Source organism: Pelotomaculum isophthalicicum JI (genome assembly GCF_029478095.1).
Lineage (GTDB): Bacteria > Bacillota > Desulfotomaculia > Desulfotomaculales > Pelotomaculaceae > Pelotomaculum_D > Pelotomaculum_D isophthalicicum.
The window spans coordinates 96,145-122,641 of record NZ_JAKOAV010000007.1; the positions used below are offsets into that span (position 1 = coordinate 96,145).

General features: G+C 50.1%; 25 protein-coding genes and 1 pseudogene. 21 read left to right on the forward strand and 5 right to left on the reverse strand.

What is annotated here, in order from left to right; all coding sequences use genetic code 11:
* The first annotated feature begins 34 nt into the window (after positions 1-34).
* From L7E55_RS05705 to L7E55_RS05785, 17 genes and pseudogenes are all read left to right on the forward strand, one after another.
* On the forward strand, positions 35-214 hold the full coding sequence (locus tag L7E55_RS05705; protein WP_277443108.1) for a histidine kinase: 180 nt from the start codon (positions 35-37) through the stop codon (positions 212-214).
* A 128-nt stretch (positions 215-342) separates the two neighbouring features.
* The gene (locus L7E55_RS05710; protein ID WP_277443109.1) at positions 343-744 is read left to right on the forward strand and encodes a response regulator; all 402 of its coding nucleotides are present in this window, start codon (positions 343-345) and stop codon (positions 742-744) included.
* Positions 744-1,700: a D-glucuronyl C5-epimerase family protein gene (locus L7E55_RS05715; RefSeq protein ID WP_277443110.1), complete on the forward strand. Its 957-nt coding sequence runs from the start codon at positions 744-746 to the stop codon at positions 1,698-1,700. Before L7E55_RS05710 ends, L7E55_RS05715 begins: the two co-directional genes overlap by 1 nt.
* 176 nt (positions 1,701-1,876) lie before the next feature.
* Positions 1,877-3,007 (forward strand): non-hydrolyzing UDP-N-acetylglucosamine 2-epimerase, encoded by a 1,131-nt coding sequence (wecB, locus tag L7E55_RS05720; protein WP_277443111.1) that lies wholly within the window; start codon positions 1,877-1,879, stop codon positions 3,005-3,007.
* Positions 2,995-4,179, forward strand: coding sequence for a glycosyltransferase family 4 protein (locus L7E55_RS05725; RefSeq protein WP_277443112.1), 1,185 nt, complete (start codon positions 2,995-2,997; stop codon positions 4,177-4,179). The genes wecB and L7E55_RS05725 overlap by 13 nt, the downstream gene beginning before the upstream one ends.
* Positions 4,124-5,437: an O-antigen ligase family protein gene (locus L7E55_RS05730; protein WP_277443113.1), complete on the forward strand. Its 1,314-nt coding sequence runs from the start codon at positions 4,124-4,126 to the stop codon at positions 5,435-5,437. The genes L7E55_RS05725 and L7E55_RS05730 overlap by 56 nt, the downstream gene beginning before the upstream one ends.
* On the forward strand, positions 5,434-6,630 hold the full coding sequence (locus L7E55_RS05735; RefSeq protein ID WP_277443114.1) for a glycosyltransferase family 4 protein: 1,197 nt from the start codon (positions 5,434-5,436) through the stop codon (positions 6,628-6,630). The genes L7E55_RS05730 and L7E55_RS05735 overlap by 4 nt, the downstream gene beginning before the upstream one ends.
* Positions 6,624-7,847, forward strand: coding sequence for a glycosyltransferase family 4 protein (locus L7E55_RS05740; RefSeq protein WP_277443115.1), 1,224 nt, complete (start codon positions 6,624-6,626; stop codon positions 7,845-7,847). The genes L7E55_RS05735 and L7E55_RS05740 overlap by 7 nt, the downstream gene beginning before the upstream one ends.
* A 10-nt stretch (positions 7,848-7,857) precedes the next feature.
* Complete coding sequence (locus L7E55_RS05745; RefSeq protein WP_277443116.1) at positions 7,858-9,102, forward strand: glycosyltransferase family 4 protein; 1,245 nt, start codon at positions 7,858-7,860, stop codon at positions 9,100-9,102.
* A gap of 336 nt (positions 9,103-9,438) precedes the next feature.
* Entirely contained in the window at positions 9,439-11,013 is a 1,575-nt protein-coding gene (locus tag L7E55_RS05750; RefSeq protein ID WP_277443117.1) for a hypothetical protein, read from the forward strand.
* A gap of 272 nt (positions 11,014-11,285) precedes the next feature.
* Positions 11,286-12,341: a diguanylate cyclase domain-containing protein gene (locus tag L7E55_RS05755; RefSeq protein WP_277443118.1), complete on the forward strand. Its 1,056-nt coding sequence runs from the start codon at positions 11,286-11,288 to the stop codon at positions 12,339-12,341.
* A 54-nt stretch (positions 12,342-12,395) separates the two neighbouring features.
* Positions 12,396-13,123: pseudogene (locus L7E55_RS17575) on the forward strand (PAS domain-containing protein); the annotation flags it as partial.
* A gap of 63 nt (positions 13,124-13,186) precedes the next feature.
* On the forward strand, positions 13,187-14,800 hold the full coding sequence (locus tag L7E55_RS17580) for a response regulator (protein WP_338091177.1): 1,614 nt from the start codon (positions 13,187-13,189) through the stop codon (positions 14,798-14,800).
* Positions 14,801-15,046: 246 nt separating this feature from the next.
* Positions 15,047-15,778, forward strand: a complete 732-nt coding sequence (locus tag L7E55_RS05770) for an acyltransferase (RefSeq protein WP_277443120.1) — start codon at positions 15,047-15,049, stop codon at positions 15,776-15,778.
* Positions 15,765-16,403, forward strand: a complete 639-nt coding sequence (locus tag L7E55_RS05775) for a YveK family protein (RefSeq protein WP_277443121.1) — start codon at positions 15,765-15,767, stop codon at positions 16,401-16,403. The genes L7E55_RS05770 and L7E55_RS05775 overlap by 14 nt, the downstream gene beginning before the upstream one ends.
* Complete coding sequence (locus tag L7E55_RS05780; RefSeq protein ID WP_277443122.1) at positions 16,391-17,410, forward strand: Gfo/Idh/MocA family protein; 1,020 nt, start codon at positions 16,391-16,393, stop codon at positions 17,408-17,410. Before L7E55_RS05775 ends, L7E55_RS05780 begins: the two co-directional genes overlap by 13 nt.
* Positions 17,411-17,486: 76 nt before the next feature.
* A complete protein-coding gene (locus tag L7E55_RS05785; protein ID WP_277443123.1) occupies positions 17,487-18,608 on the forward strand; it encodes a DegT/DnrJ/EryC1/StrS family aminotransferase in 1,122 nt (373 codons plus the stop codon).
* 83 nt (positions 18,609-18,691) lie between these two features.
* On the opposite strand, the gene L7E55_RS05790 is transcribed toward L7E55_RS05785, so the two are convergent.
* A complete protein-coding gene (locus tag L7E55_RS05790) occupies positions 18,692-19,273 on the reverse strand; it encodes a hypothetical protein (protein ID WP_277443124.1) in 582 nt (193 codons plus the stop codon).
* A gap of 256 nt (positions 19,274-19,529) precedes the next feature.
* On the opposite strand from L7E55_RS05790, the gene L7E55_RS05795 reads away from it, so the two are divergent.
* Positions 19,530-20,270, forward strand: coding sequence for an N-acetylmuramoyl-L-alanine amidase (locus L7E55_RS05795; RefSeq protein ID WP_277443125.1), 741 nt, complete (start codon positions 19,530-19,532; stop codon positions 20,268-20,270).
* Positions 20,271-20,320: 50 nt separating this feature from the next.
* Here L7E55_RS05795 and L7E55_RS05800 read toward each other — a convergent pair whose 3' ends face one another.
* Complete coding sequence (locus tag L7E55_RS05800) at positions 20,321-20,536, reverse strand: DUF3892 domain-containing protein (RefSeq protein ID WP_277443126.1); 216 nt, start codon at positions 20,534-20,536, stop codon at positions 20,321-20,323.
* Between the two features lie 131 nt (positions 20,537-20,667).
* On the opposite strand from L7E55_RS05800, the gene L7E55_RS05805 reads away from it, so the two are divergent.
* From L7E55_RS05805 to L7E55_RS05815, 3 genes are all read left to right on the forward strand, one after another.
* Entirely contained in the window at positions 20,668-21,834 is a 1,167-nt protein-coding gene (locus L7E55_RS05805; RefSeq protein ID WP_277443127.1) for a hypothetical protein, read from the forward strand.
* 112 nt (positions 21,835-21,946) lie between these two features.
* Positions 21,947-22,168, forward strand: coding sequence for a hypothetical protein (locus L7E55_RS05810; RefSeq protein ID WP_277443128.1), 222 nt, complete (start codon positions 21,947-21,949; stop codon positions 22,166-22,168).
* Positions 22,165-22,539: a LolA family protein gene (locus tag L7E55_RS05815; protein WP_277443129.1), complete on the forward strand. Its 375-nt coding sequence runs from the start codon at positions 22,165-22,167 to the stop codon at positions 22,537-22,539. Before L7E55_RS05810 ends, L7E55_RS05815 begins: the two co-directional genes overlap by 4 nt.
* Before the next feature lie 98 nt (positions 22,540-22,637).
* Here L7E55_RS05815 and L7E55_RS05820 read toward each other — a convergent pair whose 3' ends face one another.
* The 3 genes from L7E55_RS05820 to L7E55_RS05830 form a co-directional block, all read right to left on the reverse strand.
* Entirely contained in the window at positions 22,638-24,992 is a 2,355-nt protein-coding gene (locus tag L7E55_RS05820) for a S8 family serine peptidase (protein ID WP_277443130.1), read from the reverse strand.
* Between the two features lie 48 nt (positions 24,993-25,040).
* A complete protein-coding gene (locus L7E55_RS05825; RefSeq protein ID WP_277443131.1) occupies positions 25,041-25,598 on the reverse strand; it encodes a zinc ribbon domain-containing protein in 558 nt (185 codons plus the stop codon).
* A 118-nt stretch (positions 25,599-25,716) separates the two neighbouring features.
* Positions 25,717-26,436, reverse strand: a complete 720-nt coding sequence (locus tag L7E55_RS05830; protein WP_277443132.1) for an RDD family protein — start codon at positions 26,434-26,436, stop codon at positions 25,717-25,719.
* Positions 26,437-26,497: the final 61 nt, after the last annotated feature.

Genomic DNA, 26,497 nt, shown 5'->3' on the forward strand with positions numbered 1-26,497 from the left:
TTTTTGGGAAAAATCTTATGGGGGAGATTAGGCTGTGGATAATGAAGAGATATTAAACACTTGTAGTGATTTATTAGATAAATTAACAGTAGTTAAAGGATACCTTCAATTAAGTACTGAGCGTAAGAAGGTTGATTATTCTTTATTATTGTTGCAAGAAATCAATGAGATACAAATACTGGTATATAAAATGATTGATACATTAAAGAAATAGAAGGCAATTCTTCTCCGGTTCTAAATAGTTGGAATTTTGGAACTATTTTTAGTTAGAGGATTTCAGGAAGTAATAACGAATATTAAATTAAATAATAATTGTTAAATTATACCATTGGGGAGGACATTATGTCTCAATCTTCACAATATCTGCTTATTGTTGATGATAACGTCGGGGTGTGCCGTCTTTTGTTTGAGTTGTTCAGCGATGAGGGGTATATTGTTGAGACGGCGCTAAGCGGCGCGGAAGCGCTCCGGATAGTTTGCGGCAGAACACCTTCGCTGATCCTTCTCGATGTTAAAATGCCAGGTATGAGCGGTCTGGAGACATTGGATAAAATTAAAGAAATCGTACCGGATATACCGGTAGTGATGATGACCGCGTACACTGAGCTGGACACGATAATGGCGGCCCAAAAGGATGGTTTGATCCAACATTATTTAGGCAAGCCTTTCGACTTGGATGATATTCGCCGTTTAGTCAAGAAAATTCTGCTCGACAGAGAGTGCGAGCAAAAGGTAACCGGTTAATGTCTTTGCAGAATACTGGTTTAATGCTCATGCGCTGGCTGTCAATAGTATCCGGCAGGAGTTATTACCACCAAGAACAGCCGCTTGGCAAATTCTATCAGCCTGGTGGTGTTCTTGGTTATTTTAATGACTTGACAGCTAAGATAAAATGGAGGGGGCCGGTTTCAAAGGGTGGTTTTCCTTTGAACAGAACGGCTAATGGAAGCCTTGTTATTATTCCCACGACCATAGCGCAAAAAGCTTTGGGACATTATGACAGTTGGTTGCTTGGCGGGGACCGCCGAAACCTGGATGACTTTATGATGCTTGCCGGTTGGCTGCGTGAGCACCAGGATGCGGAAGGCGGGTGGCCGATATGGCCACTACTGGGTATGTCCGGTATTTCCCATTACTCAGCAATGGTTCAAGGTGAGGCTGTTTCGGTGGCAGTGCGGGCGTATCTGCATGATCCGGAACATGCGTGGATAAGAGTGGCGGAAAACGCTGCCAGGCTAATGTTAAAACCAGTTATGGAGGGCGGGACCGCCCGGTACACGCCGGAAGGTCTTGTACTTGAGGAATATCCCTCAAAGAACCCGAACACCATCCTCAATGGGTGGTGTTTTGCTCTTTATGGCTTGTACGATTTAAAGCTTACAAAAACATGTTTGTCTTTTGATATCGAAAAGGCGCTTAACGACACACTCCGAGCCCTGAGCATTTACTTGCCACGTTATGACGCCGGTTACTGGTCTTACTATGACACCTTGAGCAGCCTTTCCAGCCCGTTTTATCACAAATTGCACATCGCGCAGCTGCTGGCGATAGAAAAAACATTCCCCGAGTTTGAGGCGGCAGCCCGTTTCTACCGTGTTAAATTTGAGCGCCAGTGGTCATGGAGCATAAACAGGTTTAGAGCAGTAGTAAAAAAAGGAATGCAGAAGATTTGTCACCCGCCTGAATGTATAATTCGATGAAATATAAACAAACAGAGAAGCGCTTGCCGGATCCTTTTTAGCATAGATCCGGTTATTTTATTTCTCGATATTTGTGGCTAAGTGGCCTTTGGGCCACTAATGACTGTGGAACGATTTAATAAAGAAATTCATAGGATAAAGCATAGACGATTAAAGACATACAGGGGAGAGATTCTTTGAAGATCGCCACAGTAGTTGGTACCCGCCCCCAGTTTATCAAAGCGATGATGGTTTCCAAAGCCGTCAGGAAAAATCATGATGAGATATTGATTCACACCGGTCAGCATTGCGATGCGAATATGTCGCAGGTGTTCTTCTCCGGACGGGGCTGTCCCGCGCCGGATTATTATATTGACGCCGGACTGGCCGCGCCGGGGCGGCAACTGGCTAAGATGTTCGACGGGCTGAAGGCCGTGTTTGAATGGGAGAAGCCTGACGTCGTTGTTGTTTACGGTGACTCCCGCTCCACCCTGGCCGGGGCGCTGGCGGCTTCAAAAACAGGCATACCCTTGGCGCATGTTGAAGCCGGCTTGCGCTGCGGCAAGCGGGCCATGCCGGAGGAATTTATCAGGGAATTAACCGATTATCTGTCTGCCATATTGTTTTGCCCTTCTGAAATAGCGGTGCGCAACCTTAATAAGGAAGGGATTATCAATGGCAACGGCGCGGCTTCCGGCAAGGAAACTGATACGGTTCGGTTTAGGGGTTCAATTATCGTTAATGTCGGGGATGTCATGTATGACGCTTTGCAGGAGTGCCTGAACAATGGTAATTGCTCACCGCCATCGGCGGCAGGCCGGCTTCCGGAACCCGGAGAGTACCTTCTAGCCACTGTGCACCGGGCGGAAAACGCTGATAAAAAGGAGCGGCTGTCAGTTATTCTGGAAAGCCTCGTTACGCTGGGAGAAAAGGTTGTATTTCCGGTGCACCCCCGCACTATGAAGAGAATCAGCGAGTTTAACCTGGGTGGTTATCTGGCCCATCCTAATATGGTTGTGATTGATCCGGCAGGCTATGATGAGATGATTTGGCTTTGCAAAAACGCCAGGAAAATAATTACTGACTCCGGTGGTGTGCAAAAAGAGGCTTTTTATCTGAGAGTGCCTTGCATAACTTTACGGGAAGAGACCGAGTGGACGGAAACAGTTGAAAGGGGCTGCAACGTGCTGGTGGGCTGTGATCGGCGGCTAATCCTGGAGGCTGTCGGAGCTTCCGCGCGCGGCGACTGGTCCGGCAGCCCATACGGGCAGGGAAACGCCTCGTGGTTGATCTCCCGGTTGCTGGAGGAATATTTTTGCCCAAGGTAGTCATGGTGGTGAACAGCGATTACCGGTACGACGCCAGGGTGCAGAAAGAGGCTGCCGCCCTTGGCATGGCGGGGTATAGTATAACTGTTTTCTCCCTGGCCATGGATGTCCGGCGTGAGCAAAACGTAATGGGCGTAAGAGTGCTGAACCCCACTACTGGAAGGATGGCCTGGTTTCCTTACAAGTTGTCTTACCTGAAAGCCTATTGGCAGATAATACGCGCGCTGTTGCGCGAGAAAGCGGATGTATGGCACGGGCACGACCTGGATATGCTGCCCTTCGTGTTTATTGCCGCGAAGCTCAAGGGGGGCAAACTTGTATATGATTCCCACGAACTCTGGCATGGATACGACTGGCCCGGCCGCGGCGGCAGGCGGGGTTTGTTGCGGCGCCTGCTTTGGCAAGGCTGGCTGTGGCTGGAAAAGGCGCTGGCAAAGCATTGTCATTTGATAATCACCGTCAACGAAAGCTGTGCCCGGGAAATAGCCCGAATACTGGGGGTTCGGCCACCGCTGGCGCTGAGAAACTGTGTTGACCCCGCAGAATCGGCAGGTCCCGCGGGCAGCCTGCGGGGAGCGCTGGGGCTCGGCCATAATGAACTGTTGGTTGTGTATACAGGTAAACTGCAAAAAGGGCGCGGCTTGGAAAATTTGTTCAAAGCCTGGGCCGGTTTGCCCGCTGACCGCCACCTGGCTATAATCGGCCAGGGGCCGCTTGAAGGCAGCCTGAGAGATTTCGCGCTTAGCGCCGGGCTAAAAAATGTTTATTTCCTGCCGCCGGTAAATGCGTTGGAATTGCCGGGATATATCCGCGGAGCCACCCTGGGAGTGGTCTTAATTGAGGACACTGATCAAAGCAAGCGCTATTCCCTGCCGAACAAGCTGCTTGAATTTATCGCCGCGGGCGTACCGGTGCTGGCGTCGAAACTGCCGGAGATAAGCCGGCTGGTGGATGAATATCAAGTAGGTGTTTTGGCGGACCCCGGAGACAGCGCAAATATCAGGAAATCTATGAGCGAACTGCTGGACGACGCGGAAAAGCTGCACTTCTTGAGACTGAATACCTTGAAAGCCAGAATGAGTTTGACATGGCGGAAAGAAGCGGGTTTGTTAATCAGTGAATACTCAAAAATTACCTGTGGCGGCAAGCAAGAACAGTCCCCACTTGCCTAAGAATTGTCCCCAATTGCTTATGGCTGCTTTAACAGTGGGGACCCTGGCAGGTATGGCCGGGGTTAGGTGGCCTGTCCTCATGACAGGCAGTTTCCTGGTGTTTCTTACTTGTCCATTGGCGCCGGAAGTCTTGGGATTTTTCACCGGAGGCGGCCTTTATCTGGTTGGCAGGACCCTGGACATTGGGCATGAGGCTCTGCTTTATTTTAATGCGGGCGCGTTCTTACTTCCAATATTTTCTCTTGTTGTTCGTTTGCTGTATAAAAAAAGAGCTTACGCCCTGACTGCTGTATTCGGACTTTGGGAATTATGGGCCATGCTGGGTCTTGGTTTGTTAATGCTGGTCCGCCTGCCGGACAGCTTGTTCGAAGAATATGGAGCGCAGAAAATAAAGTATTACCTGGTTAACAACGCTGTCAGTTTTTTTAGCCCGGTGCTGGCTTCAGCAGTCTGGGGCAAAACAGGCCTTTGCCGCTTCCTGAAAGGGGTCTTCTTGGGCGGCTTGGCCTTGACCATGTATTTTTGGGTAAGTAAGTCTTACCTTGATTTGCCTTTAAATATTTATGCCGTGCTTAATTTTAATCCTATTGAGCTAAGCAGGTTGATTGGCTTGTTCATCCTTCTGTTGGTGATAGGCAGGGGGGTTGCAGTTCCTCATCCGCTTACGCTCTTCCTGGTTACAGCCGCAAGCGCCGCCATGATTCTGCTCGGTGCCCGGGGACCCGCCCTGGCGCTGGTTATTGCCCTGCTCTGCGGGGGTATAGTGGCGAGTCGCCGGGAGTTTCGCCTGCTGCCGGCCCTGGTTGTCTCTCTGTTTGTTCTGATAGCTGTTTATGTTTCCTCCCACTACTGGTTTTCACCGGATTTTTTCAGTTTAGCGGATAACGGCAGGTGGCAACTTTACCAGGCCGCTTTAACGGCATTTGGGCAGAACCCGGTGATGGGCGCCGGAACGGGATCTTTCGCCGGTATTTCACCAGAGCCGGGAATTTATTACCCGCACAACTTGTTTTTGGAATCGGCGGCGGAACTGGGGTTTCCAGGTCTGGCGCTGTCCTTGATGTTTGTGTTCGCTCCTTTGGCGCGGCTGGTATTATGGCGGAAGAAAACTAAAGGGACTGCCCTTGCCGTTTCGTTGCTGGTATTTTGCCTGTTGAACGCCATGCTTAGCGGGGATATTCCTGGGAATTACCTGCTCTGGCTTGCCGCGGGGGTAGCGGCTTCTTTGGCCATGACAGATCCGGAGAGATGTCGGTGAAAATTTTAATGATCTCCGGCGCAAAAGCTGGGGTTTCCACAGGCGAGATCATACATACGCTGGAAATGGCGGGGGGGTTGGCCGGCGCAGGCGCCCGGGTGACTTTGGCGCTGCGGGGGAAATACCGCGGACCAGGCCGGCAGGGTGTGAATGTTGTTGGTTTACCGGTTATGAAAAACAAGTACCTCGACGGGCTGCTCAGACCGGTACTGGTATGTATGGCAGCTTTGTTTTTAATTCTGCGGGTAGGTTACGACGCTGTGTATATACGTGACAGCATCTATGAAATGCCCGTGGTTTGGCTGCTTAAGCTGTTGGGTCAGTTCACGCTCCTGGAGTTAAACACGGTGTCGTCTGAAGACCTGCGCGCTAAAGGCAGGACCCGGTGGAAACAGGCTGTAGCCGGATGGGCGCAGCGAAAGGCTTGTTTTTCCGCTGCCCTGGTCCTGCCGGTTACTTCTAGTCTGGCCGGGTGGCTGGCCGGGCAGGGAGTGCCCGCCGAAAAAGTAACAGTGGTAGCCAATGGGGCCAACCCATATTTATACCGCCCGGTTGAACAAAAGGATGCCCTGGCGCGGCTGGGTCTGGACCCGTTCAAACAGTATCTCTGTTTTGCCGGCAACTTGGCGGCCTGGCAAGGCGGAGGAATAGTTGTTGAAGCCTTTGACAGAATAGCCGGTCTTTGCCGGGACGCTATGCTGCTGATTATCGGGGACGGACCGGAAAGGGAAGCGCTGGAGGTACAGGTGCGCTCCAAGGGGCTTGCCGGCAGGGTGCTTTTCACCGGCCGGGTGCCGTATAACCGGGTGCCCATTTATCTGAGCGCCTGTGTCGCCGGGATCGGCGGGGGTTGGTATGGAGAAAACATGACCTTAAAAAGGAGATTTTGTCGCAGCGGCAGTTCCGCCTTGAAGTTTTATTCTTATCTGGCTTGCAGCCTGCCGGTAGTTGTACCGGATATTGCCGATCTGTCAGATATAGTGCGGCTGACCGGCTGTGGACTAGTGGTGGAGCCCGACCGGGTGGGAAGCCTGGCGGCAGCGTTGACAGCCATGCTGGAGTATCCGCTTGCATGGGCGGAAGCCGGGCGCAGGGGCAGATACTTTATTGAAAAGGAAGCTGCTTGGGAACACCGGGCTTCCCGGATAATCTCGCTAGTGAATAGAACCAGGCGCCGGAAAGGCAGGTGGTAATCATTACAAAAAAATTAATGTACCTGACCGTCACCGCGCCTCTTGGGCGGCCGGAAGCTTTTTTAATCCCGGAGATGAACTGCCTGGCCGCGCACGGGGTCGATCTCACCATCATACCTGTCCGGCCGGCCGGGTCACTGGCACACAAGGACGGGAACGGCCCTTTCCTCAAAACTATTGTTTCCGGGCCATGGAGCTTGGCAGTTTGGCGTTCGACAGTAACGTGGCTGCTCAGGGCTCCCTTGCAGGTGGCCGGCTTGTTGTGTCTGCTGTTAAAAGGCGGGAGCTTCACTAACAAAGTAAAAAACCTGCTGCTGCTTCCCAAGGGCATGTTCATCGCTGAGAAGGTTCAGTCCCTGGGAATAACCCATATTCACGCCCACTGGGCGTCCACTCCTTCAACCTGTGCCCTGGTGGCTTCCGCCTTGACCGGTGTCGGCTGGAGCTTTACCGCCCACCGTTGGGATATCAAGAACAACAACCTCCTGCCGGAGAAAGTACGAAGATGTTCCTTTGTGCGGGTTATTTCGTCCCGTGGTCTTAAGCAGGTGACTAAAATCATAGGCCGGGAAGAAGAAAGGAAAAGGGTTATTCTGAGTCCGTTAGGGGTGGATGTGCCTCCGGAATTACCGCAAAAGCGCCGCCCGGGCAGGGGCAAGCCCATTATTGGGGCCGTTGGCAGCCTCACGGCGGTAAAGGGCCACCGTTACCTGCTTCATGCCTGCCGGCTGCTGGCAGACAGGGGAGTGGACTTCCGGTGCCTGATTGTCGGGGACGGGCCGGAACGGGGCAGCCTGTCGCGTTTGGCTGACAGGTTAAAGCTTGGCGGTATTGTTTTCTTGGTCGGCGCGCTATCACATGACCGAGTGCTGCGCATGCTCAGGTCGGGCATTTTTAACCTGCTGGCGCATCCCAGCGTGGAAACGCCTGGCGGCGCTCATGAGGGGGTGCCGGTGGCTGTGATGGAGTCCATGGCTGGCGGAGTACCGGTAGTTGTCACGGGAACCGGCAGTGTAACGGACCTTGTCGACCACGATACCGGTGTGATTGTTCCCCCGGAAAACCCGTCCGCTCTTGCGCTGGCCATCGAGAGTCTGCTTAGTGACCCGGACAGGGCCAGAGCGCTGGCGATAGCGGCCCACCGCAGGGTCGGGGAAAAGTTTGAGCTGAGCGCAAACGTTCATGTTTTACTTGGCATGATGGATGTCATACCGTAAGGAGCGCGATATGCCAAGCACATTTGAACGAACCCTTTGGATTATTAATCATCACGCCGCAGGTCCCGGCAGGCATGAGAGTCTGGGGAGGGAACTGTCCGCCCGGGGCTGGATGGTGAAGCTGTTTGCAGCCAGTTTTATTCACAATGTCTTCACCGAACAAAAAAAATACCCCCCGGGTTGCCATTACCTCGATGAAACAGTGAGGGGCGTCAGCCGGGTTTGGATTCAGACTCCGCCGTACTATGACAATAGCTTATCCAGGTTGATCAACCACCTGGCTTTTACCTGCAGGGCGGCTTGGCTGGGGCGCAAACTGGACGCGCCTGAAGTTATCATCGGTTCTTCCACCCACCTGTTCGCCGGATTATCGGCATATTACCTCGCCAGAAAATATAATATTCCTTTTGTTTTTGAAGTGAGGGACATCTGGCCCCAGTCGCTTGTAGACATTGGGGCACTAAGCAAGTTCAGTCCTCTGGCCGTGGGGATGGGTGCGCTGGAGAAATTTTTATACCGGAGGGCTCATTTGATCATCAGTGTGCTGCCAGGTGGTAAGGAGCACATCGCCCGTTTTGGTATCGATCATAAAAAGGTGGTCCATATTCCCAACGGTGTCGACCTGGCCTGGTATGACAACTGTGCCCGCGAAGGTCGCCTGAACCCGGAGCTAACCGCTCTATTCCACCGGCTCAAAGGGCGGGTGATATTCACTTATGCGGGTGCGCACGGATATGCCAATGGTCTGGAAACGGTGATAAAAGCTGCTGAAATACTGCACCGGGCCGGGATTGGCGGGATACATGTCTTAATGGTGGGTGACGGGCCGGATAAACCAGGACTGGTTAAGATGGCAGAGGACAATGGGCTGACTAATGTAACATTTATAAATACGCTGGAAAAAGTTCAGGTTCCAGTAATCCTAAAAAACACCGATGTGTGCCTGTTTCACCTGCGCAACAGCAAAGCGTACCGCTACGGTTTGAGTTCCAATAAGTTGTTTGACTACATGGCTGCGGCGCGCCCGATAATCGCTGCTGTAGAAAAAACCCCGAACCCGGAGTTTACCCGTTTCGGGCTGCATATACCCTCCGATGATTCTGTTATCCTGGCGGACGCAATGCTGCAAATGGCCGGTAAAACACCAGGCGCCAGGAAAGTTATGGGGGACCGCGCCCGTGCTTATGTGGAAAGATTTCACGATATATCGATGCTGGCCGGCAAGCTGGCGGAGGTCTTGGAGAGCTTGAAATAAACCAGTAGTCAGTAGTCAGTATTCAATACAGTAGACAAACTTACAACGCGGCTCATATTCGGCCCATATAATCGGGACATTCCTCATTTATCCTCGGGCTCATTCGCTCTTTGAATTAAGCCTCAAAATCACCGCTAATGTAAGCCCATAGGTCACTTATCCAGTGTAACCAAGGAAAGTGTATCCCCCTTCCGGTTATACTCGTGGTATTCTGACTACTGACTACTGACTACTGACTACTGCAATATTTTACCACCAGGAAACTTACGAATATTGTCGAATTTTACGTTAACTGGGAACGGGACAAGCTTCCAGAATACTGCCGGGAGGTATGCGATGAAAAAAAAGCGCGGGTCTTTCTATCTTAGTTTGATTTTAATTTTTTGTTTGTTATGTGTCATTGTGCCGGCCATGCCCGCCGGGGCGGTCGATTCCAATGAATTGCTTCAGATGTTTACCAGACTGGACACTGTGAACAACGGAAACTGGTTTAAGGATGCCAACAATGACAACGCGCAACTGGCCTGGGGTGAAAGCTATGTTATGGACGCTTATTTAACTATGTATGAGGCTACGGGCGACACTAATTATTTAGACAAGTTCATTGCCCACGGCAAAGGAGTTTTAGCCCAGCGGGACATCTCCCGCGGTGTCACGGATTACCGGGGCTTAAGTTTGCCTGCCTGGCGCAACGGCAGCTACACCTTGAACGGGAAATATGCTATTTTTGCCGCGCATACAGGCATGATCACTTATCCCATGGCCAAGTTCGCCGCTATTGTCACCAGGACTTCATCCTTGCAAAAGTACCTGAGCGACAGGGATTTGTTCCTGCAAGCGGCTAAAGACGCGGTGGCCGTTCATGATGACGAATGGGTGGACGAGGGCAGTACCGGCTATTACAAATTTCGCAATGACATGCCGTACAAGCAGGCGGGCGCGAAACTGCCCTTTAACCAGTACCTGGCCATGGCCAGGACAGAGTTGATGATTTATAACTCCACCGGTGAAACCCAATACCAGGACAGGGCGAAGAAAATGCTGCAGCATTTTAAAAACAATTTGGCTTTAGACCAAGGCGCCAATAGCTACAACTGGCGGTATTCTCTTGATAACTCGTCTTATGAGGATACCGGCCACGCCATTATCGACATAGACGCGGCGTATCAGGGATACGCGGCCGGCGTGGTTTTTAACGCCACCGACATGGACAGGTTCGCCAATACCGGCGCCAAAAAAGTGATCAAGTCTGACGGCAGCATTGCTGACGACATAATGGGCGGGGGCGCCACCCAGTACCCCTGGTTCATCGGTTTATGGTCAGCCTACGGTCAATTTGCTCCCGTGATCACAGACACTGCCTACAAAAAGCTGTCGGCAACCACTTCCGGCGGCGCAACCGGCCTGCTGGCAGCGGCCATGTTGAATAAGGCCAACGCGCAGCCCGGTTACCGCATTGGGGGAATCCAACCCCCTCCACCGGTGGACAACCCTCCGGCGGGGGAGTTGGTTAAAAACGGCGATTTCAGCCAGGGTAAAGCTGAATGGACGGGCGCTGACGTGGTGATAAAAACGGAAACCAACGGAAATAAGTACGGCAGCGCCAAGTATGGGTGGTATTTCTACCAGTATGTTCCCGTAGAGGCCGGAGCTAAATACACTTTAAGCGCCAGGAGCCGGAAAGGCAACGCCGTCACCGAAGCCAGGATAGCCTACTTCTTTTATGACGCTGCCGGCAAGCAGTTGTCCAGCGGCAGCATTTTATACAAACATAAGGGCGCGGGATGGGAGCAGATTCCGGCTCAAACAGTGGCTGCGCCGGCCGGAGCGGCTAAGATACAAATCAAGTTGCTGGTTAACGGTGGTACAGGCACGCATGATTTCGACGATGTATCTATGAAAAAAGTTTGATTTAGTTTTATGCCAATATTGAGTTGCGAGCCGCCTGTTGTTTAAAGGGCGGCTTAATTTATTGCTAGCGCTCGAACAATTATAGAGGCCGAACATGAGGTGCGTTGTATACCCAAAGGTTCCCATCGGAAAATTTGTTCTTGTTGTGATTAACCTTACGACAACAAATGATAAATTATTACATATTTTATTATAAACAGCAGGAAAATTTTAATAATTATAGAAGTATCGATTTACTTGGGTTTAATCATATAAACCGGGGAAGGATTCTTATGGCTATACTTATTGTTGATGACTCATCAGACAGCAGGCTGTTAATTGAATATATTTTAAAGTCGGCAGGTTACACTGATGTGCTAACCGCGGAATCGGCCCAAGAAGCCTTTAATCTTCTCGGCATGGGTAATTCACGGAGTGATGAAACGGATTTTGATTTAATCGTGATGGATATTGTCATGCCCGGTACGGACGGCATTGAAGCATGCCGTTTAATAAAAGAGCATGAACATCTGCAGGATATTCCTGTCATCATGGTAACTGCTAATTACGATATTGATAACCTGCAGTCAGCTTTTTCCGCCGGGGCGATGGACTATATCACGAAGCCGCTGAATAAGGTGGAGTTGCTGGCGCGCGTGCGCTCGGCATTAAGACTTAAACACGAGACGGACAGGCGGAAAGCGCGCGAGGTGGAGTTGCTGGCGCGCGTGCGCTCGGCATTAAGACTTAAACACGAGACGGACAGGCGGAAAGCGCGCGAGGAGGAGTTGCTGGAGGTAACGCGACAACTGGAAGAAGCAAATCAGAACCTGCGCCGGCTCTCTTTTTTAGATGGCCTCACCGGTATCGCCAACCGGCGTCATTTTGATGAAATATTATTGAATGAATGGAACCGCGCGGTGCGTGATGCCATGCCGCTATCCTTAGTAATTCTTGATATAGATTTTTTTAAAAACTATAATGACACTTATGGTCATCAGACCGGTGACGACTGTTTGAAGCATGTGGCGGGCTGTCTGAGCGGTCTCTTAAAACGGCCCGGGGATCTGGCGGCCCGCTACGGCGGCGAGGAATTTGCGGCTATCCTGCCAAACACGGATATGCAAGGGGCTGCAGCAATGGCGGAGATGCTGCGCAGCGGTATTGAGGCGCTGCAAATTCCTCATGCCAGTTCGTCTGTCAGCGCGTTTGTCACGGTAAGCGCCGGTGTGGCATCTACCGTACCTCTACAAGCCGGCTCCCCGGAAGAATTGCTGGCGGCGGCTGACAAAGCGCTCTACCAGGCAAAGCAAAGCGGCAGGAACAGAGTGGTATTGGGGAAATTATAAGAGATGAAAGACTCTGATAAGACCAAAAAACAGCTGATCAATGAATTAAATGAAATGAAGAGAAAAGTTGCCGGTTTAAAAACGCCGCAGCAGGTGGAAGAAAAACTTACCTGGCTGGCTTCTATGGTGGAGTTCTCAAATGACGCGATTGTCGGGATGAGTCTTGAGGGTATTATTTTTAGCTGGAACTCGGGAGCGGAGAGAATCTACGGATACAAGGCGGATGAAGTCATTGGCCGCCCTGTGTTTATCCTCGCGCCCAGTTACGGCGAAATAACAAGTAACCTTGAACGAATCAAGTTGGGGGAAAGGGTCGATTACTACGAAACCGTGCGCGTCAGAAAAGATTTTAGGCAGATTCAGGTTTCTTTGACTATATCCCCGATTAGAGACGCTTCAGGTAAAGTAATTGGCGCTTCAACCATAGCCCGTGATATTACCGGACAAAAGTTGATTGAAGAGAAACTGCGAACTAGTGAAGCGCGTTTCAGGGCGGTTTTCGAGGGCACGTCCGTGGGAATAACGTTAATCGACAGGGAAGGACGGCTTGTCGAAAGCAACCCGGCACTGCAGGAAATGCTCGGTTACAACGGCCAGGAACTGGCCAATATGGTTTTTGCCGAGCTCATTTACCCGGATGATAAAGTAAATTTCATTGAAATGTTTAACGATCTGTGGGCAGGCAGACAGGATAGCTATCAGATGGAAAAACGCTATGCCCGGAAGGTGGCAGGCTGGTTTGGGTGAGTATTAATTTCTCACTGGCCCACGACAACTTGAATGAGCCTTTGTTTATCATCGGCGTGGTGGACGACGTTACTGAGCGAAAGCGGGTAGAGGAGGCCATGCAGCAGGCCAAAGAGGCTGCGGAAGCCGCCAATAAGGCGAAAAGTGAATTTCTGGCCAGCATGAGCCATGAAATCCGCACGCCGATGAACGCGATTATCGGGATGGCCGAACTGCTTGGTGAAACACACCTGACTTCCGAGCAGCAAAAATATATCGTAACTTTCAGGTCGGCGGGTGAAACACTGTTAAACTTGATCAATGACATCCTCGATCTTTCCAGGGTCGAGGTGGGCCATTACGAGCTTGAAAGTATTGGTTTTAATCTTAGTAATGTGATAGAAAAAACCTGCGAAGTAATGGCTATCCGCACGCATGAAAAGGGGGTTGAGTTGGTCTGCCAGCTCATGCCCGATGTGCCCGTGGAACTGGTCGGGGACCCCGGCCGCTTACGCCAAATTATCATCAACCTGATTGGGAACGCCATAAAATTTACCGATAAAGGCGAGGTATTGTTAAAAGTTGAGCTTGCGGACAAGCAACCGCCCTTCTCCACGGGACAAGACATGCGGGAATGCCGGTTGCTTTTTACTGTCAGCGATACCGGCATCGGAATACCGCCGGAAAAGCTGGACGTTATTTTTGAATGGTTTACTCAAGCGGACTCTTCCACCACCCGGAAATACGGAGGTACCGGACTGGGTCTAACCATTGCCAAGAGGCTCGTGGAATTGATGGGCGGACGCATCTGGGTGGAAAGTGAAGTGGGAAAGGGGAGCACCTTTTACTTTACCATCCGCTTCACTGTTCAATCAGGGCAATCTAAGGCAGAAAGATTACCGGTTGTAGATATTAAAGGGGTAAAAACACTTATTATTGATGACAATGCAACTAACCGCTTGATTCTAAAAGAAACCCTCACCGCTTGGGGCGCGATTGTGGAAGAGGCGGAAGCCGGTCTAGCTGGCCTGGCCGAATTGAAAAAGGCGAAAAAGGCGGGTTTTCCGTACAACCTTGTATTGCTTGACTGCCGTATGCCGGTGATGGACGGGTTCGAGGTGGCGGAAAAAATTCATAACGATCCCGGCCTTGCGGGTGTGACGGTAATGATGTTAACGTCGGACATGCGCATCGGTAATATGGAGCGGTACCGGGAACTGGGGATCTCTTCTTGCCTCGTTAAGCCGGTTAAACGTTCAGATTTAAGAAACGCGATTGAAACCGCCATGGGCCAAGTGAAACTGCCAAAAGAAAAAAGTGAGCCTGATGAGACAACAACGGTTTTTGCGGACCAGCGCGCCTTACGGATTCTCCTGGTGGAAGATTCCCCGGATAACCAGTTGCTGGTCCAGGCATACTTGAAGAAGACCGCCTATCAAATTGAGATTGCCGAAAATGGTGAAATAGCCGTTGAGAAGTTTAAGTCGGGAAAATACGACTTGGTCCTGATGGATATGCAAATGCCCGTGATGGATGGGTATACGGCCACAAGGACTATTAGGAAATGGGAAGCGGAGAACCGCCTGGCGCCGACTCCGGTGGTCGCTCTGACGGCTTACGCGCTAAAAGAAGACGCGCGAAAGAGCCTTGATGCGGGATGTACGGCCCACTTGACCAAACCGGTCAAGAAGTCGATATTGTTGGAGACTATCAGGGAGTACTCTCAGGGTTAATATCCGGACCTGAATAAGACAGGTGATAAATGAATATTTCATGGATGCAACCGCCCCGGTGGGCGGCTTTTTATTACGCATCACTAATAAAGGTGTGTCCCTTTCTTGCTGCTTAGTGATGAGCTGCGTTTATACCCATAGTTACTATTTGCTCCTTTATTTCGTCACCAAACGCAAGCCGCCGTAATATTATAATCGTAATACTGTCAAAAGAAATAACAAGGTGAGGTGGGGATCGGATAATAGATGAACTTTATTCACCCGGGCGCGACAATCGGCGCGAACTGTGCCATCGGTTTTTTTTCGGTGATTAGCGAGGGCGCCTTTATTGGCTCCGGCACGTCCATAGGCAATAATGTTACCGTTTACCCGGAGACATACGTTGGCGAAAACTGCTTGGTTGGTGACAACTGCGTCATCGGCAAGCAGCCTCATCCGGCTAAAACCAGTACAAACCGCTTGAGTGCTCCTTTACACCCCTTGCGGGTAGGGCCGGGCAGCATACTTGGCAGCGGAGTGGTGCTTTATGCGGGGACCAGCCTGGACGAGGAGGTGATGGTCGGGGATATGGCCTCAGTTAGAGAGCTGTGTCTGGTTGGCAGCCGGGTAATTATCGGCCGCGGTGTGGTTTTGGAGAACGATGTGACGGTGGGGGATTATGCTAAAATCCAGACCGGCGCATACCTGACGGCGCATACCATGGTCGGCGCGGGCGCTTTCATAGCGCCTATGGTTGTTACTGCCAACGACAATTACATGGGGAGGACGGAAGAACGGTTTGCCAAAATTAAAGGGCCAAGAATCGGAGAAAACGCCAGAGTAGGAGCCGGGGCGGTTATTTTGCCGGGTGTGGCGGTTGCCGCCGAAACCTTTGTCGCCGCCGGCGCGCTGGTTACAAAAGATACCCTTCCAGGAATTGTTGTGGCGGGCTGTCCTGCAAGGTTCATCAGGGATGTTCCAAAGAGTGAAAAGCGGTAAGGGGGTGGAAGAATTATTGGATAATATTGACCTTCCCACACTGATTAAAGAAAGATTATTCCTGGTGCTGGCGACGATCATCGTTGCATTGACCGCCGGAGGATTGGTATGCATGATTTTACCGGCAAAGTACCAGGCCAATACAATTTTACGGCTCAGTCAGCCAGAAAACGGTTTTGCCGGTGATACCGGCGCCAATCGTATGGACTATAACAGTTTGATGATGTACCGCCAACTGGCGAGAACTTACTGTGAACTGGCGGAAAGTGAGCAGGTGCTGCAAAAGCTGTCCGAACGGGTTGAGCGTAAATTAAGTCCCGGTGACCTGAGGCGGATGGTTACTGTACGGAAAGTAAAAGACCTGGAACTGCTTGAGATCCTGGTAAGAGACACCGACCCCTACCGGGCGGCGTTTATTGCCGGCAGCCTGGCCACGCTTTTACAGCAGGAGGAGAAGGAAGCGTGGAAGATGAACAACCTGCGGATAATCATACCGGCTTCCCCCGATGAGCGCCGTGTGGGACCGAACATTTTCTTGTGTATGCTTGCCGCCGGTCTGGCCGGAATGCTAGTATCCTTCATACTTGTGGCTGTCATGGGATACCTGCGACTATGGCGGGAATAAAGTTCGGAATTGCCGGTTGCGGCCGTATAGCGAGAGTGCATGCTAATGAAATCGTAGCATTACCCCAGGCGGAACTGGTGGCGGTTAATGATATTGACCCATTTGTTTTAAAGAATTTTGCCTCTTATTACAACGTTAAAGGCTATCGTGATTATAAAAAGATGCTGGAAGAGCGGGATCTTGATGTTGTTGTTATCTGCACTCCGAGCGGCCTGCACGCAAAAATGGGTATTTTGGCTGCCCGGTCGGGCAAACACGTGTTGGTGGAAAAACCGCTGGCATTGAGCCTGTCGGATGCCGACATGCTGGTAAACACCTGCGAGAAAGCAGGAGTAATTCTTTCGGTGGTTATGCAAAAGCGTTTTAACCGGTTCTTTCAAATACTTAAATCAGCTATAGATGATGGGAGATTTGGGAAATTGAGTCACGCCACCGCCACGGTGCGGTGGAATCGTGACGAGGCGTATTTTTTAAACAACCCCTGGCGGGGCAAGAGGGCGGAGGATGGCGGGGTGATGATGAACCAGGCTATACACATTGTCGATATTCTTTCGTGGTTGATGGGCAGCGTCGAGTCGGTTTTCGCCTACACTGCCACGCGTTGCCGCCCTATTGAAACTGAGGATGTCGGAGTTGCGGTATTAAAGTTTGGAAGCGGAGCCCTGGGGACAATCGAAGCCGCGACTACTGTTTATCCGCGGAACCTGGAACAGACAATCGCTGTTTTCGGGGAAAGGGGAACGGTTGTGATAGGTGGGGAAAAAGCCGATACGGTAATGACCTGGCGGTTCAGTGAGACAAGAGAAGAAGATCAGATGGTGTGCCTAAAAGAGGAGGCAAAATGTTACATGGAACCAGGTCACCAGGCTGTTTTACAGGATATGGTGAAAGCAATCCTAACCGGCGGCCGGCCTGTTGTCGATGGCCGCGAAGGGAGAAAGGCGCTGGAAATCGTACTCGGAATATATCGCTCTGCCGAGACAGGGATGCCGGTAAATTTTAGATGAAAGTTACTACTTAAGGGTCTGTAGCCAGTAGTCAGTAGTCAGTAGAAAGAATTATTTTAGGGAAGGTGCCTTAAAGATGAATGTGCCTCTTTCGTCTCCCGACATTGGCCAGCGGGAACGGGAATTGGTTAATGCAGTGCTTGACAGCAATATTCTCAGTATTGGCCCCCAAGTAGAACAGTTTGAACGGATGGTGGCGGATTATCTGGGAGTAAAAGAAGCTGTGGCGGTAAACAGCGGGACCAGCGGACTCCATTTGGCAGTGCGTGGGTTGGGTATCAGCGCGGGTGACGAGGTGATTACTTCCCCTTTTAGTTTTGTCTCCTCCAGCAATTGCATGCTCTATGAAAATGCCCGGCCGGTGTTTGTCGATATTGATCCCTTGACGTTAAATATAGACCCGGAAAAGATAGAAGCAAAAATAACATCTAGAACCAGGGCTATTCTTCCCGTGCACGTCTTTGGCAGACCGGCGGACATGGGGCGCATCATGGAAGTAGCCCGGCAGTACCGGCTAGCTGTAATTGAAGATGCCTGTGAAGCTATCGGCGCCCGCTATCGCGAAAAAATGGTGGGCAGCGAGAGTGACGCGGCAGTGTTCGCCTTTTATCCCAACAAACAGATAACAACCGGTGAAGGAGGGGTTATTTCAACCAACAACAGCGACTTGGCTGGCTTGTGCCGGAGTATGCGCAACCAGGGAAGGAACAGTGTGGGCGGTTGGTTCAATCACTGCCGGTTGGGTTATAATTACCGTTTGGATGAATTAAGCGCGGCGCTTGGTGTAGCTCAAATGGAGTATCTTGACGAGATCCTGGCCAAGCGGGAAGCAGTAGCAATGGCTTATAACGCTAGACTGGAGCGTCTGGAAGGGGTTGCGCTTCCTTATCTGGAGCCAGGGATAAAGATAAGCTGGTTTGTGTATGTAGTGCGACTGGCGCCGGGCATCGACCGGGACCGGGTTATGGCGTACCTGCAGGGGAATGGCGTTGATTGCAGGCCATACTTTCAGCCAATCCACTTGCAGCCATTTTATCAGGAGAAATTTGGTTACCAATCAGGTGATTTTCCAAATACAGAGTTTGTTGCTTCCTCAACACTGGCGCTGCCCTTTTTCAATAACATTACAGAAAAACAATTGGATTATGTGGTTGAAGTGCTGACCGAAGCGATACGTCTGGATGCAAAAGGCAGTTGATCATCAAAATCGCCGCGTACGTATGCCCAAAGGTCACTTATTCACAAATAACGGAAAGTATAATTTCCTGCGAAAAAAGCCGGTTAGTTACCGGCTTTTTTCACTCCATTAAATAACGGGGATTGATCTGTTTTCGTTTTTTCCGTTACATTTACGTCAACGTCAACATCCGCGGGTATTTCGTAAATAATCCGGTTGTTCTCAGTAAGAAGCAGTTTTGGCGGTTGATCCGGTGTGTTCCCATTCAAAGTGATATCGATGACTTTGTACTTTGTCGTAGACTTTGTCACGACCATTTCCACATCTCCCAGTTTAACAATATCACCAACTTTGCTTCCAGCGGCAATTGAGTTTGTGCTTTTAACAGTCGATGCAGGCGTAGAGGTTGGTGCAGGATTTGGGATTGCGCTTGTGGCTGCCGGAGTAGTCTGATTTGCCGCTGATTGAGTGCTGTTAGTGCTTTGAGCGCCGGCTGAATTCGCCTGAGTCGATTTGTCGGTTTTCCCTGCTTTTTGCAAGTCTTCAATTTGCTTGGCATAGGCCTGCTTACTTGTTTCCATTTCTTTAGAATTAGCGCTTGCCCCTCTCCATAAATAGACCCCAATTATGATGACAAAACCCAGGCACGCCAGCAATCCGATTAATTGAATCTCTTTTTTACTCAATAATGTCTAACACCTCCTTTTAATCCCTTAATTGAATAAGACCAGGAGCCTATTGAATATTTTATTCAGCAGTCAAAGAAGTGTGCAAGGATTGCTGAGAATGAATACTTTGTAAGTAGCTGTATTCAAAATGTATTGACTTGACTAAAATTCTTTGCTAAAATAACAGTACACTTGTTCGCAGGGTAAATTTTCATGATTGACCACTGGTTGTATATACAATAAATAAATGTTAAATTTGTGAGGTGTTCTTTCAATGATAAAGCTGGTATTGGATCCGGGGCATGGGGGGAAGGACCCGGGTGCTGTCGGCAATGGACTTGTAGAAAAAAATTTAAATCTTGAATTGAGTATGCGGGTAGCCGGGAAATTGGCTGATTACGATGCAGCTGTAACCTTGACCAGAAGTTTCGATACTGATCTTAGCCTGGATGAACGATGCGATATCGCCAACAATCTGGGAGCGGATTTATTTTGTTCTTTACATACAAATTCCGGTGGAGGCACCGGATTTGAAAGTTTTATTCACACAAGTGCCGGAACAAAAACTGAAAGCATACGCAATGTCATTCACGATATGATGGCTGACTATTACAATTCTGTCGGTTTCCGGGATAGGGGCAAAAAGCGTGCAGATTTTGCCGTTCTACGTAATACGGTCATGCCGGCTGTTTTGCTGGAAAACTTCTTTATTGACAACCCAAAGGATGCCGTGATATTGAAAGATGTTATTTTTTTTGACAGGTTGGCCGAAGTAATTGCCGGTGGTATAGTTAAAGCGCTGGGGGTACCATTAAAGTCGCCTCAACCGCATGGTGAACAGGGCTCTTCTATTACAACTCCGTTCACCTACCAGTCTATGACTCCCGGCCAAGACTTTTTTAGTGAAATTGCCAGGCTCAAGGCAGAAGGTTGGCTTAATGGTGAGCACCAGCCGGACGATCCGGTTACCTGGGGGGAACTGGCGGCTGTAATTAACAGACTTAGAGATAGGTAGTATTGTGACAGAATATAATGATAAGCCCCGCGAGATGCTGCGGGGCTTATTTAAAATGTGGGCAAGTTGTCTAGATTGTTTGCTTCGATGTTGTCGGGGTTGCTCCTAAGGTATTCTTTACCGCTCCTTGCTTTTGCCACATTGACTCCTTCAATCTTACCGTCTCTGGCCATCATGATTGCCTCATCTATACTATATACGTTGTTGTTGATCATAACATCAGTGATATCGCCCTGCGCATTTTTTTTAACCTTATCAATTTTCATTTATTATCCCTCCTGGTTTTAGTATGCCCGGGAGTAAAAACAATAGTCATCTATGGGGTTTTGGACTTAATTTATGTGGTATAATTAACCAAGTTAACCTAACGCAACAGTTTGGCCGGGAGAAAGAGAAAATGCAAGCAGTACTGGAATGTTTAAACAAAAAGCAGGTAATGAGAAACGAAGACATTTTTGTCCTGCGTGATTATATTGCCAAAAAGTATCCCGATTCCGGTATCAATGAACGGGCTAAAATTCTAGCAAATGCCGTACATAAAGTAATTGACAGGTATCTTCAAGAGTTCAATGAGAAGTACAGGTCTCAGATTAAATTCAACTTGTTGCGAAGAGCCGTTTCAAAGAATTACTACGGACTTAACGAAGATGATATCTTTAAGATTTGTATTGCAATTCATAATCACGAGGAAGATTATACGGAGGCACTTACAAAGTGGGTAAATAACCGGCAAGAAATCCCTGTTGCCAGAGAGACACTAATAGAGTTCGTTAATAAAGTGCGCCGGTATGCCGGCGATAAACTGGAGCATGATTGGAGTCTCATCCTGGAGTACCTGAACAGCGTGGAAATTGAACCGGAGAAGCGTCATCTTCTGTCAAAACTCGATCTAACAAAATATATATCCTTGTTATTAGAAAGAATTGCCGGGGTTTTGCCATATGTTTCCGGTTTGTTGTCCAAAAATAAGTTCTACCAGGCTATGACAGCTTTCTTACTCATGTCTGTTTTCCTTACGGTGCAGCCTCTGAAAAACTTGCCGCCGTCGGTTCCCCAGATAGTGGTATCCAATAGCGCGGCGGTTTCAAAAACCAGGGCTCATCAGCCTGTAACACAACCTGAAATACTTACTGATGATTTGTTGTATAAAGAAGTCAATAATTCCAGGTTAAAACAATCATTGGTTAACAGAAATTCAATCCTTGCGGAAGAGCCCTATTTCTCAGTAATTATCCAGTCAGCAAAAGAATTTAACATCAACCCCATTTTTCTTTTTGCCATAGCAGGGCAGGAGCAGTCCCTTGTGCCCAGGCAGGACAAGGAAGCCGTTTTAATCGCTAACAACCCGTTCAATGTTTATCATAGCTGGGTCGAGTACAATACAAATATTCAGGATTCGGCCAGGATCGCTTCGATTACTATATCAAATTTACTCTGGACAAAACCGGAAGCAGTCGATCCCGTAACGTGGATCAACCAACATTATTGTGAAGATGAGCAGTGGCGGTACGGCGTCAGTTGGTTTTTTAAAAATCTCAGCAATGAAGTGCAAGGAGAGGGGTAAATCATGATTAGCCCGATATGTAAATTAATCGTCGTGCCTGAATCTGGCGGGTTGCGGAGGGAGTAAGAAGGAAAATAGCAGCCAGCCTGCCGGCCAGCAAACCGCTGGCAAGGTGAACACACAGTCTGATAACGATGAACCCCTTATAAGTCTTTTTGCCAAGGGCAAGAAGGTCGAAGGTTTATCCTTTGATTACACCATGACGTCAAAGGATCTTGTTATGAGCGGGAAAATGTGGATTGAAGGAGAAAAAGTTAAAACTGAATCCACGGTAGTTTCTATTATTGACGGCAGCACGTCTTATACCTATTATCCCGATGAAAACAAGCGATGAAAATGGTTTTCGAAAAACAAGACAACAAACAATCGGAGAATCCTTTCGATTACGGCAAAGACATAGACACATCTCCGGACAAATACAAAGTGCTGGAAACGACGGTTTACGATGGAATCAAGTGTAAGGTTATCGCTGCTACAGGCGCTGATGGAAAGGACAATCTGAAAATGTGGGTGAGGGAAGATTACGGCATTCCTATCCGTTTGGAAACAACAGGTGCCGATGGCAGCAAGACGGTTATTGAATATAAAAATATGACGGTAGAAAAACAACCGGCTAACACCTTCCGTCTACCCGCAGGTGTGACTGTAACCGATATGAGTCAAATGCTGAATAATCTGTCCAAAATACCCGGCTCCGGACAGTAAACAGATCGAAAAGAAGCTGCTTGAGTTAGACCTCAGGCAGCTTTTCTTTCGATCAGACATGGCTGTTGATAATCTATCAAGGACATTTGCAAATCTCACTACTGTTTTTTGCTTGCTCCCCAACTGCCGGATGCCGTCATGGTACTGTTTCCGAAGGCGCCGTGGTAATTCCATGTTCCCTGCATGCTGTCGCCTTCCAGGGCCCCGTCAAACCTGATGCTTTCTCCGCCTTCTTCTGCCTGAAGGCTGACCTGTCTACCCTGGAGGCTGCCGTTCAAGTTTATCGCGTGCGCGGTTCCCCCACCCTGAGCAATAAGCTGGAAATCACCGGCTATCGGGTCAATGTTTGCCTGACGCTCGTTAATGTTAAAGATCACCGTACCCTGCTTGACAGTTACATAAACATCCGGCGGCACGTTGTAAGTTTCCACTGTAAATGGTCCCGACCATTGCCCGGAAATGTCGGGAGCCAATCGTACCTTCCAACAGACCCCGCTGTCCAGCCTTTTCACGTGGAATGCCGCGCTTTCTTCATACAGGGTCACAGGCCAGGTCAGACTTCCGTCGCTGGCGAGGTGCTGTTTGGAAAGACCGGCGAAACCTCCTGCTCCCTGCATCTCAACCTGCACGTCGGTGCCGTCTTTACCCACGCCGGAGATCATAGCGGTTACTTTCCACTCCTTGGGGCCTCCCTCAGCCACTAAATCAATTTTGCCCGGAGCTGAAGCGGCATCCATAGTCAGGGCAGGGAGTCCTTTTTGTTGACGCAGGTCGTTGACCACCTTCAGCACCGCCCTGTCGACGGCCAGGATACCCTTCCCCAACTCTGGCGGGGCTAAGTTGCTGTGGTCCCCCACGGTTACGCCCGGCAGGGCGGTTTCAACAAGGATCTTCTTGATTTCCCCGGCGCTCAGCTTGGGATTGAGGGAGCGCAGCATGGCCGCGGCTGCCGTGACGTGGGGCGTAGCCATGCTGGTGCCCCCGTAGTCGTTGACGATGGTGGCGTCGTCACCTATTCCTTGCACAGACTGCTGACCGGGCGCGGCCAGGGTGACCTCAAAATTATTTGAGGTCATGTTGCTGCTGGGACATTTGGTGCCGTCGTTCATCACGTTGCCTACCGTGACCATGTTCGGCAGGGCAAGTCCGCTGGGGAAGCGGCATTCTCCGTTCAGCGCCTTGCCGTCGTTGCCCGCCGAGCAAACAAAGAGCACCTCGGGATGATCTTTGTTCATTTTTTCAAAAAACTTCTTATATGCTTTCGCTAAATCGGGGTCGGCGCTGCTGTTCCCCCAGGAGCAGTTGATAATAGTAGATCCGCAGTCAATCTGTTTTTTCAGTGCCAGCAAGTCTCCTATTGCGTATGTGTACCCGTCATTCCACACGATCTTTGTGGGGTCATTCGGATCAGGTGTTGACAACTGATCATTCCCGTATGGCGGTGCAAAATTATTGACCATGGAGACTTTAAGGTTTTTACCCAGCACCGAGGCCACGCCGGTCACCCCGCCGTTGTCCGGGTTAGCCGCTATTATTGTGGCTACACCTGTACCGTGGCTGCCAATGGGATCGTCGGCGCCGTTACTTTCCTTGTCTGGAGCCTTAAGTTCCCCGTTTTTGTCAGGAAAATCAAAACTAACCTTGCCGTCGAACTCGTTTTTCCCTTTGTAAAGCCCATTGTCCACAATTCCCACATGCACGTCGGATGTTTTGAAACCAGCGGTCTGAATGATATTCCAGGCCCGCTGCACCCCTATTATTTCATAGCCCTTGCCCCGGTCACCTTCGTTGTATACCGGGGAATCCAGTGAACCACACTGGGTACCTGCCACGCGGGTATCCATGAAGACTTGCTGATTGGGAAAGGCCAATTCAACCTTGCCGTCCTGCTTGGCTTTTATGATAGACTGCTGCAGTTCCGCCTCGGTCCTGGCCCCCGTCTCAATCTGGTACAGGTTCAGGTAGTTGAAATAGCCTACTACCTTGCCGCCCAGACCTGTAGCTACCTTGTCGGCATCGCCGCGGCCGGTCCCGTCTTTCAGCACCACTACCAGCTGGTTTATGGGAACCTCTCCCCACTTGGCAGACTTGACTAGTGCCGACCGCTCGGCCAGCTTGACATCGGCCTTGCCCAAGCCAGTACCGATGGACGACAGCATCATTACAATAATTATTAGTAGGAAAAACACACCTGCGACTGCAAAACCAATTTTCAAGGCCCGTCTGGGGGGCTTGGGCGGTTTTACCTCCCGGGAGTGACCTTGTGGCTGAACCGGTTGGTTTGGCACGGAGCCAGTACCGGCGCCGCAACTGCCGCAATACGCGTCCCCTTCTTGAAGCGGCCGGCCGCAGTTGCCACAAAAATGTGGTCCCTTAGGTGGCTGCTCTTTGCCACAATAGGGGCAAAACTTACTCCCCTGATCAATTTCTAAATGGCAGTAAACGCAATTCATCAGGATCCCCTTCCAATATAATTTAACTGGTTAGTAGTTTTCCATTGATTAGTACCGCGCTTTGCTTTTTAATAGTGAAGTGGTAAATTTCCAGCCGTTTGCCTTGACCACATCTTCTACAATGCTGCGGGTTTGGGCATAGTCCCAGTTATAGTCGATTATTTCCCCCCCAGGTCCAAAACCCGCTTCTCGCACCGTTCCGGATCTGGTGCGCCCATCGCTTTTATACTTTTCTATTTTGAATCCACCGAAAATTCCCATGCCAGCGCCGGTTTCCTTTAACATTTCCCAAAAGACTACCGTTCGCCCGGTTTCCTTAGCCAACAGGCTGGCCGAGTATTCCACCTTTTTTTTACCGACGCCCCAGTTGGCGTCGGCAAGAACGCTTTTAATTTCCAGGTCGGACTTGCCTGTGCGTTCCACGGCAAGTTGAGGATAAGCTGCCAGCGCCTGCTCTATGGCATTTAATAGGGATTCTTTGTCGTTCGCCCTGATATGTCCGTCAACTGCCGGAGCCGGCTGCCCGGGTGCCGCCAGCTGTGTGCCGCACTGTCCGCAAAAGTGGTCACCGGGATTAACTTTATTTCCGCATTGACTACAAAACATCTTCGCGCTCCTTAAACTCTTTTAAATGTCTTTCTGTAAGCCGCCATAGCAATCGATAAATTCTGCAAACCGCTGATTTTTAAAGTCTCCGTGCGTAATAATCGTATCCCGGAAGCGCTTATTCATCAAAATTATAGTTATTGTAATCGCCTACCTGGTTAAACTTCACCATGCCGCCTTCCACAACCAAGGTGTTGGCAACCCGGTCCCCCAGCCGTTGCTTCGTTTTCGATGACCATACCACTATGGCCCCGATCAGGTAGAAGAGAAAACCGTCAACCAGTCTCAATACCGTCCTAATCGCAGCGGCGCCAAAATCGCACCTGCTCCCGTCTGTCTTGACAACTTTGAGGCCCACCAGCATTTTGCCGGGAGTCGCCCCCTTGGTGCCTTCAAAGATAAGATAGTATACGAAACCGATGACGCACATCAGGAAGAACGGTCCGCCGGTAAGCTCGAAACCACCGGAAGTCGCACTGCCGGACATCGCCGCCAGGAAGTAAGAAATAAAAAAGAATATAACGCAGTCAACAATGGTTGCGACTGCCCGCTTTCCGACACCTGCACCCGTACCGGGGATGGTTGCCGCTCTGCTTTCCAGCAAGGCGGCCTGCCCCGTCTGTACCGGGGGTCTGAATTGAGCCGGGGGCGGTGAAGGAGCCCCTGCGCCGGCTGATGCCGCCTTAGTCCCACAGGCGGTGCAAAAAACTTGCCCATCGCTGATTTTTTGACCGCAATTGCCGCATACTTGCTGAGCAGGTTGCGCCTGCTGCTTGCCGCATGTAGGGCAAAACCTGCTGTCATTTGCTATCTCAGCACCGCAGGAATCACATATCATAGCAATCTCTCCTATCTCAATTTTTTAGAGTCATTCTCGTATCATATATTTGAACGTCCCA